The sequence below is a fragment of the Cesiribacter andamanensis AMV16 genome, from assembly GCF_000348925.1.
Taxonomy (GTDB): Bacteria; Bacteroidota; Bacteroidia; order Cytophagales; family Cyclobacteriaceae; genus Cesiribacter; species Cesiribacter andamanensis.
The window spans coordinates 1-8,773 of the sequence record NZ_AODQ01000159.1; the positions used below are offsets into that span (position 1 = coordinate 1).

The 8,773-nt window shown below is 54.6% G+C and carries 7 protein-coding genes; 5 read left to right on the top strand and 2 right to left on the bottom strand.

Annotation, left to right across the window (positions count from 1 at the left end):
• The first annotated feature begins 102 nt into the window (after window positions 1-102).
• Both ADICEAN_RS18925 and ADICEAN_RS21600 read left to right on the top strand, forming a co-directional pair.
• On the top strand, window positions 103-849 hold the full coding sequence (locus ADICEAN_RS18925; protein WP_236612962.1) for an acyl-CoA dehydrogenase family protein: 747 nt from the start codon (window positions 103-105) through the stop codon (window positions 847-849).
• 14 nt (window positions 850-863) lie between these two features.
• Complete coding sequence (locus ADICEAN_RS21600) at window positions 864-2,435, top strand: sensor histidine kinase (protein ID WP_009197270.1); 1,572 nt, start codon at window positions 864-866, stop codon at window positions 2,433-2,435.
• Between the two features lie 5 nt (window positions 2,436-2,440).
• On the opposite strand, the gene ADICEAN_RS18935 is transcribed toward ADICEAN_RS21600, so the two are convergent.
• The gene (locus ADICEAN_RS18935; RefSeq protein ID WP_009197271.1) at window positions 2,441-3,241 is read right to left on the bottom strand and encodes an SRPBCC family protein; all 801 of its coding nucleotides are present in this window, start codon (window positions 3,239-3,241) and stop codon (window positions 2,441-2,443) included.
• A gap of 307 nt (window positions 3,242-3,548) precedes the next feature.
• Here ADICEAN_RS18935 and ADICEAN_RS18940 point away from each other — a divergent pair, with 307 nt between their 5' ends.
• Complete coding sequence (locus ADICEAN_RS18940) at window positions 3,549-4,124, top strand: superoxide dismutase family protein (protein ID WP_009197272.1); 576 nt, start codon at window positions 3,549-3,551, stop codon at window positions 4,122-4,124.
• A 433-nt stretch (window positions 4,125-4,557) separates the two neighbouring features.
• On the opposite strand, the gene priA is transcribed toward ADICEAN_RS18940, so the two are convergent.
• Complete coding sequence (gene priA / locus ADICEAN_RS18945) at window positions 4,558-7,080, bottom strand: replication restart helicase PriA (protein WP_009197273.1); 2,523 nt, start codon at window positions 7,078-7,080, stop codon at window positions 4,558-4,560.
• A 425-nt stretch (window positions 7,081-7,505) separates the two neighbouring features.
• Between priA and ADICEAN_RS18950 the strand changes: the two genes are divergently transcribed.
• Window positions 7,506-7,997: a hypothetical protein gene (locus ADICEAN_RS18950; protein ID WP_009197274.1), complete on the top strand. Its 492-nt coding sequence runs from the start codon at window positions 7,506-7,508 to the stop codon at window positions 7,995-7,997.
• A gap of 193 nt (window positions 7,998-8,190) precedes the next feature.
• Window positions 8,191-8,655: a hypothetical protein gene (locus tag ADICEAN_RS23420; RefSeq protein ID WP_009197275.1), complete on the top strand. Its 465-nt coding sequence runs from the start codon at window positions 8,191-8,193 to the stop codon at window positions 8,653-8,655.
• The last annotated feature ends 118 nt before the right edge of the window (window positions 8,656-8,773 follow it).

Genomic DNA, 8,773 nt, shown 5'->3' on the forward strand with positions numbered 1-8,773 from the left:
GTACCTGGTACCAATTTCACAAGGCCGGCACCTGAGCACCCTTAGCCTGAGCGAGCGGGCACCGGGGCCCATTTTTACTATCCGCAGACCCAGCTGCTTCCCCTGGCCGACGGCTCTTTTGAGATCAGGGGCAAAAAATCATTCGTTACCAACGGCCGGCAGGCCGATTCCTACGTACTATCAACGGTTGCGGTAGACCCCGAGGCCGACCCTAACCTCTTTTCCTGCGTATTGGTGAATAAAGGGGATGAGGGCCTGCGCTGGGGCTCCGAATGGTCGGGCCTGGGCATGCGCGGAAATTCCTCTCTGGGACTGGAGCTGGAGAAGGTGACCATCGCCCCGCACAGGCTGCTGGGCGAACAGGGCGACCAGCTCTGGTATATTTTTACGGTAGTGGCTCCTTATTTTCTAACGGCCATGTCGGCTACGTACCTGGGCATTGCACAGGCTGCCTTTAACGAGGCCCGCCAGCACCTGCTCAGCCGGAACTATACCCATAGCGGCCAGACGCTTAGCCAGGCGCCCCTGCTGCAGCACCGCCTGGGCACCCTCTGGGCCAAGATAGAGCGCACACGGCGCCTGTTGTATTATGCGGCTCAGGAGGGTGATGCCGGCAACTTTGATGCCCTGCCGGCCATCCTGGCGGCAAAGGCCGAAGTAGCCACTTGCGCCGTAGAGGTGGTAAACGAGGCCATGACCCTTAGCGGCGGCATTGCTTACCGGGAAAACGGGCGCTTTAGTGTGTTGCTGCGCGATGTGCGGGCGGCGCACATCATGTCGCCTACCACCGACCTGCTCTATACCTGGCTGGGCCGCGCGCTGCTGGACCAGCCGATTTTGTCTGACTGAGTTGATTTATCTGCATGACCCACATTGCCTATACAGGTCTGGAAGAAACAAGCCTTGCTATCTTACGCCAGCAGCTGGAGTTGCCCGAGGGTGCCTTTGCCGAATTTTCCGAGGATAAGGCCGGCGATCTGCTGCCTGAGCAAAGCAGGAAGCTGGGCGTTTTCCTGATTGGGGAGCGGGTGGGCAACCCTATAAAACTGGCACAGAAGATCCATGCGCAGGACCAGTTTCTTTCCATCCTGATCCTGAACGACAAAAGCTCCTACACCAAAATAAAGCAGGCGCTGCTCTTTACCCCCTTTATCGGCAATACGGTACAGCCCCTGGCCAATGACATTGGCGCCGGCCTGGCCGATACTGTGCGCAATGCCATGGCCCGCACCCAGCAGCGACGCCAGTACCAGCAGCTGCGTACGGGCTCACCCGCACCCCGCCTGCAATCCAACACCCATCTGTATGAAGATGTAAAAGCCGAGTACCTGGATAAATTTCTGGAAGAAGCGCCCATAGGCGCGGTGCTGATGACCGAAATGGGGGTGATCCTGGCCGTAAACCGGCATGCCAGCCAGATTCTGGGCGTAACGGAAAAGCAGCTGATCGGCTCGCCCTTTGTGCGCCTGTTCGATGAAAAACGGCAGCGCATCCTGGAGAGTTTTTTTTCCAAAGAGTTTGTGGGCTCGGCCACCCTTACCACCGAACGCTCTACCTTCCGGGGCAAAAAATACCTGGAGGTGCGCATTGCCCGCATCAGCATCAAGGCCGGCCTGCCCTATAAGATCGGCATCCTGACCGACTTTACCGAAAAGGTACAGGCCCAGTTAAAGGTAGAACAGCAGCTGGAAGAGCTCCGCACCATGAACGAGCAGCTGAAAATGGCCAATGAAGACCTGGATGCCTTTGTCTACACCGCCTCCCACGACCTCAAAGCCCCCATTGCCAATATCGAGGGCCTCATTGAGCTGCTGCGCCGCCGGGTAGATGCTGCCGATCCGCACCTGCAGTCGCTCTTTCAGATGGTGGAATTGTCCATTGGCCGCTTTCAGGGCACCATTAAAGACCTGACCGAAGTGGCCCTGATTCCGCGCCGCAGCCAGGAGCAGGAGCAGGCCATTGATGCGCTGGAGATCATAGAAGAAGTGCAGATGCTGATCCGGGAAATGATTGTAAGCTCTGAGGCGCAAATTGAGGTGAGCTGTGACCCGGGCTTGCAGCTGCTGTTTTCCCGCAGTAATTTCAGAAGTATCATCTACAACCTGCTGACCAACTCCCTCAAGTACCGCTCTCCGGAGCGCAGCCCCCGCATTCGCATAGCGGTTGAAAAACAGCCCCCCTACACCCTGCTAACCGTAGAAGACAATGGCATGGGCATAGCCCCCGACAAGCAGGACAAGATCTTTGCCATGTTCAAGCGCCTGCACACCCACATAGAAGGCACCGGCATTGGCCTGTTTATCATCAAGCGTATTGTAGACAGCACCGAGGGAAAGATAGAGGTAGAAAGCACAGAAGGCCAGGGCACTGCCTTTCGCATTTACCTGAAAGACAAAGCCGAGGCCGCTGTTTCTGAAGATCTGCTGCCCTCCTAAGGCGCTTACTTTTCTTCTTCCTCACTGGTAGGATTACCCCCACCACTCGAGCCTCCGGGCGTGCCTTTGCCCAGCGGAAGCTGGCCGGTCTCCAGCAGGTACTTAAAGCGGCGCATATCTTCATGCACCACATTTTCTATCAGGCTGTTGAACATGCGGGCAATGGCACTGCCAATCGATCCCTCGGGCGGATAGTACTTGATGGTGGCCTGCATTTCGGTGCCCTGCCCCTGCGGACCGTCCTTAAAGGTAACCTCTCCGGCCTGGCCTACATCCGAGCCATTGTAGGTACGGAACAGAATGCGCTCATTGGGAATTTCATCTACGATCTCCGCCTCCCAGTCGATCTTTTTGCCCAGCTTGGGGGCCTCCATCTGCCAGTGGTAGCGCTTGCCCTCCGCATCCAGCTGGTCTACTTCGGTGATGTGCTTCATAAAGCGGGGCAGGTTCTCCAGCTTGCGCCAGAAGGCATACACCTCTTCCCGCGGCTTGTTGATGGTAATGGACTTTTTCACCAGTACCGGCGAGCCCTCATGCTTGGCTGTGTTGCGCCCGATGGCCTCGTTGAGCTCACAATGGCCCGAAATACCGCGCTTCAGCAGCACCAGCCCTGCCAGACTCATCAGCACCCGCTTAATGCTCAGGCGCTGAAAGCCATAATAGAGCAGGGCCGATCCGCCCACAATAGAGGCAATGCGCTCGCCGGTGCCCGTATTAATATGGTTGGAGCCGCTCAGGTAAGGCTCCAGGGCCAGATCGTCTCTGCGAAAGTCCGTTACACGATCTTCTGTACTTGTATGGATCATGGGGTTAGCGTTTGTTCCTGAAAAACTAACCCGGCCAGGGATCAGATGTTAGGTACCAGCCTTACAAATCCGGCCTTAAGGGGCAGAATCCGGAACCGTTTGCCTATATGTAGCAGGTTTTGGAAAAGGAATCCCTGCCCCGCCCCGGAAACACTCTACGGCATACGCTAATTCAGACCACCAGCAATAAAAGGGATAGTCCTGAGCAGCCCCCCACAGGCGACCCGCTATTCTTTAGCTGTTTAGTCCGTGGGTATGCCAACTTATGCCTATATTTAGTCAGCAAACTCATTTATTACCTCCGGCGATGATCCGTTCCCTCCTCCCCCTGCTGCTCCTGCTGCTGTTGCTGGCAGCAGCCTGTACCGAAAAAGAAACGCCTGGCCCCACCCCCGCCGGGGCCTTTGCTTCCCTGTATACCTTAAGTAGCAGCGGCACGCCCCGCCAGATTGGCGATGCGCGTTTTGAGCGGGAGGGAAATCTTGTACGCCTTACCATAGAGCTGTATACCCTTACCCCCGGCAGCCGGCATGCCCTGCACCTGCATGAAGGCAGCTGCGAAGACCCGGGCATGCACTGGAACGGCGGCAGCAGCGAAAAGTACTGCACCATCCCCAGCATGGGCACCCCCTGGGGACGCCCCTACCTGGGCGATATCGGCAACATCGAGATTGGCTCCGATGGCAAGGGCAGCCTGAGCCTGCAAACCGATCTGTGGGCCCTGGGCGATGGCTCCGCCCTGGATGTGATGGGCAAAGTGCTGATGGTGCATGCCGAGCCGGAAGATTTTGCCCTGGAATGTGACCCCAACCATACCAACCATCCCCATACCAACCCCAAAATTGCCTGCGGGCAGGTATTTAAACGGGTAAGAATGCCCTAAAAAAGAGGTCAGCTGATAGACTGGCACCCTAGCCCGAAAGCTTTCGCTGGCTTGCGCGCGTTTGCAATGCGTGCGCCTCCCGGTGCATAGCTGCAGCCACAACAAGCCACCTATAGCCGAAATCGGGAATACAAATAGTGCGCCTGAAAAGCCTTTGGAATTAGCTGGGAAGAATGGGCGTACCGGGCATGAGGCATAGAGAGGCGCTTGTGTGTAGGGTGCCTAAGGGGTTCGGAGAACCCAGGTAATTAGGTTCACAGGTTCGGAGAACCTGCGATAGGGAAGCAAATTACTATCACAGGTTTGGTGCGGGCCACGTTGGGAACCCATCCCATTGTTGGTGTTTTCACCAACAATCCTGCAGCTAGCCGACTTTTCCCATTGATGGTGGTTTCACCAACATGCCTCCAGCTAGCCCACCTACTATCTTCACTCAATACGGGTCCACATCCGGCACCACCTCTACCCCTTTAAAGGCTTTTTCACTGACCAGCTGCTGGCTTTGTTCCAGCAGGTACTGCTTTACGGCGGGCACATCCAGGCCCTGCCGCTCCAGCTTCAGGGTAATGTGCATCAGGTACAGGCCCCGGATACGGCCCACCAGGGGTTCTTCCGGCCCCAGAACCCGCTCCACCCCTAACTTGCTGCGCAGGCGCTCGGCCAGCGCTTTGGCGGCGGTTTCGGTCAGTTCCTTCTCGCTATGGCGCACCACCAGGCGGATCAGCCGGCTAAAGGGGGGATAGAAATACTGCCGCCGCTCGTCGATCTCGGTTTTATAGAGGCCCAGGTAATCGGCCACCAGGATGGTGTGCAGCAGCGGCAGCTCGGTATTGCTGGTCTGGATGATCACCCGCCCGGGCTTGCTGCTGCGGCCCGCACGCCCCGCCACCTGGGTCACCAGCTGGTAGGTGCGCTCATGCGAGCGAAAATCGGGGTAGTGAATCATGCGGTCGGCATCAAAGATGCCCACCAGGGTTACCCCCTCAAAGTCCAGTCCCTTGCTCACCATCTGGGTGCCCACCAGAATATCGATCTTGTGGTCGCCAAAGTCGTCCAGCAGCACCTGAAAGGAATTCTTGCGCCGGGTGGTGTCCAGGTCCATGCGCTCAACGGTGGCTTCGGGTATGAGCAGGCGCAGGCTTTCTTCCAGCTTTTCGGTGCCATAGCCTACGGTCTTGATCTTGTGCGAGCCGCAGGCCGGGCAGGCGGTGGGCACATACTCCACCAGGCCGCAGTAGTGGCAGCGCAGCTCATTCACCCGCAGGTGATAGGTAAGGCTTACGGCGCAGTTCTGGCATTTGGGAATCCAGCTGCACTCCTCACAGTTGATGTAGGGCGCATAGCCCCGGCGGTTCTGAAACACAATGGCTTGTTCCTTGCGCTCTACCACCAGCTTCAGGCCATCGACCAGGGCGGGGGTAAACATGGCCTTCATGGTCTTTTGCTTTAGCGCCAGGCGGGTATCGGCCAGCTCCAGCTGGGGCAGCTGCGCTTCGCCGTAGCGCTTGTGCAGCTGCACCAGGCCAAACTTGCCCTGCTCGGCCTGGTAGTAGGTTTCGATGGAGGGAGTAGCCGAGCCCAGCAGGGTTTTGCCGCCGTGCATCCTGGCCAGCACCAGGGCGGTATCGCGGGCGTGGTAGCGCGGGGCCGGATCATACTGCTTATAGGAGGTTTCGTGCTCTTCATCCACAATGATGAGCCCCAGGTTATGAAAGGGCAGAAAGATAGAGGAGCGCACCCCTACCACCAGCGGAAAAGAGCCGTTGAGCACCCCCTGCCATACTTCTACCCGCTCGTTATCGGAAAAGCGGCTGTGGTACACCCCCATCTGCCCGCCGAATACCTTCTTGAGCCGGCCCACGATCTGGGTGGTCAAGGCAATTTCGGGCAGCAGGTACAGCACCTGCGAACCATTGTCCAGCGCCTCCCGGATCAGGGAAATGTACAATTCCGTTTTGCCCGAACCCGTAATGCCGTGCAGCAGCACCGTATCCTTGTCCTCAAAATGATCCAGGATCTGCTGGCGGGCTCCCTGCTGCTCCCCGGTCAGGTGTATATCCACATTGGCATCGGCTTCCGGGATCCAGAAGCGGGGCACCGCCTCCTCAAACTCCTCCAGGATGCCGTTCTTCACCAGGGTGCGTACCGAAGAGGGAGAAATCTGCGCATCCACCAGCTCGCTTTTGGCCAGGCCCTTTTCATTGCGGCCGGGCTCCTTCAGCACCGGTACTTCGCGCAGGTACTTCAGCAGCACATCGGCCTGTTTGGGGTGGCTCTCCAGGGCCTTGAAGAGCGCTTCCAGGCTGGCCGTATCCTGCACCAGACCCGGCTGCAGGCGCACCCGGCGCACGGTTTTGGGCTTGTACTTATCCTTTACCTGCTCGTAGAGCAGAATGGCTTCCTTGGCCAGCAGGTTTTTAAAGAGCTGGTAGAGCGATTTCTGGCCCAGCAGCTTTTCCACATCGGCATAGGACAGGTGGTCCTGCGCCTGCAGGCTTTGCAGCAGCAGCAGCTCCTTTTCGTTAAAGCTGTGCTCGGTGGTAGCGAAGCTAAAATCGGGGTGCAGCTGCACCTGCGACTGGCTGCTGAGCTTGAGGCCGCTGGGCAGGGCTACGTTGAGTACCTCGCCGGGGGTGCACATGTAGTAGTCGGCCATCCACTGGAAAAGGCGCAGCTGCAGGGGCTGCACCACGGGCTGCTCATCCAGCTGCTCCAGCAGGTAGCGGGCATCGTAGGCCTCCGGCACCCGGTCGTGCACCTCGGCTACTATGCCGGTCAGGATCTTCTTTTTGCCAAACTGCACCACCACCCGGCAGCCCGGCATCAGGCTGTCGTTGAGCGCATAGGGTACGCGGTAGGTAAAATACTTGGGCACCGGTACTGGTAACAATACATCGCAAAAAAGCGTCTGCCGCTCGTCCCGTCCCTCCTGTATGTGTAATTGCAGTTGCTGCACCTTGGCTGTGTTTTCTCCTGAACGTTAAAGATATAAAAAGGTGGGGAATTTAGTAGTGGGTATTGGGTAATGGGTAGTAAGACTGAAGAGGTTAGGAGCAGGCACTTCGGATTGGCTGGCGTATCGTTAAGGACTGAATCGAAGCTCAGGGCGCCATCATCGAGGCTGGCCTGGTCCAAATAGACGAGGTATTCCTCCCTTACCTACTCACTAATAAGGACCAGACGGTTTATAGCCTGTACAAGGAAAACACGACCAAGCTACTTAAGCAATGAAAGAAATGTCTGGCGCTTTGATGAAGTCCTAATGAGTATTTGCTGGTTATGTAATGCAAATTATAAAAACAATACATACATTACCAAAATAACACAGCCTAACTTGAATCACATAGCCTGAGCCATGAGCAACTTCACTAAACAAATACTATGAAAAGAAGCCTTCTCCTCTTCATCCTCTTCGCTAGCTCGTGCCTTTTTAGCTGCGAGAATGGACCTTTCGGCAGTCGTTGTAATAGTGATGATGACAGGCTATATGAAAGGCCGTTCCTATTCGAAATTTTAAACAAATCGGACGGCAGAAACCTTCTCCACTACTCCAGCGAGTATTATTATGACTTTACAATACGTGATGATCAGGGCGAGGAAGTTCGAGTTTACCTAAGCCAAGCAGGTCGTACTCAATTTGAACACCTGCGTGACAAAGACTATGATCTTAGGAACCTGAACATAAAGCAATACTACCTCTACTTTGGTAGTGACAATGTAGATACGCTACGAATGGAGTTCTACCTCAAGGAAAGCAAGTGTGATTTTCATGAGTACCGGGATTTGCAGATATTTTATAACGAAGAGCTTTCTCTAACTTCCTCTGGTGAGAAAATTCCCTTTGTGACTTTCTATACCACGATTCCTAAATAAACCTCTGGACCATGGAATGCAAAATACCATGCACTTCACCTTGATGATAATAGTAAGCCTGCCAAGTCTTAGCTACAACCGTAGTTTTAGTAGGGGTAGCCACTAGAAGTATCTGTATTATAGAGTTATTACTTTCACATTTTAATAGAAAATTATGCCACAATTCTTTTACAGAAGCATATCACTTCTTACTATGTTCATCGCTACACTACTGCTCTCATGCGAGAAGAACCCCTGCAGAGCCAATAAAGATGAGCAGACAATTTATCACATCCCCCTAGATTTCACAGTAATCGACGAAAATACATCTGTCAACCTATTGACGTTAGTTGGAGGACCTTACTGGGGAAAGTTTTCCGTAACGGATGATAAGGGTCAGGATGTAGTAATCTATGAAAGTAGGGAGGGATTTATTCAGTTTTATCCAATAATACGAGGTGAGGAAGATTTTCAAAACGAGAACATCAAAACGTATTACCTGCACTTTGGCCAGGATCAGACAGATACGCTCCGGATGAAGTATTACCTTAAGCAGAGCCCATGTTTATACCATGAATACAGAGACCTCCAGATATTCTATAACGACAGCCTCTACCTTAATAGCTACAGCGGTGATCGCCCTACCACCCTGTACTTTTATACCACCATCCAAAAGTAAACGAATGAAGCATCTCTATCTCTTCTTTATCCTTTTTCTTATTTCCCTCAACACATATGCTCAAACCGATTGTTCTACTCCAGATGCCAGTGAAGAGGAATTTAGCAATTTACCCTGT

Excerpts from the sequence above, each read along its gene's own strand:
- ADICEAN_RS21600 (WP_009197270.1), top strand. The coding sequence starts at position 864 with ATGACCCACATTGCCTATACAGGTCTGGAAGAAACAAGCCTTGCTATC.
- ADICEAN_RS18935 (WP_009197271.1), bottom strand. The coding sequence starts at position 3,241 with ATGATCCATACAAGTACAGAAGATCGTGTAACGGACTTTCGCAGAGAC.
- ADICEAN_RS18940 (WP_009197272.1), top strand. The coding sequence starts at position 3,549 with ATGATCCGTTCCCTCCTCCCCCTGCTGCTCCTGCTGCTGTTGCTGGCA.
- ADICEAN_RS18950 (WP_009197274.1), top strand. The coding sequence starts at position 7,506 with ATGAAAAGAAGCCTTCTCCTCTTCATCCTCTTCGCTAGCTCGTGCCTT.
- ADICEAN_RS23420 (WP_009197275.1), top strand. The coding sequence starts at position 8,191 with ATGTTCATCGCTACACTACTGCTCTCATGCGAGAAGAACCCCTGCAGA.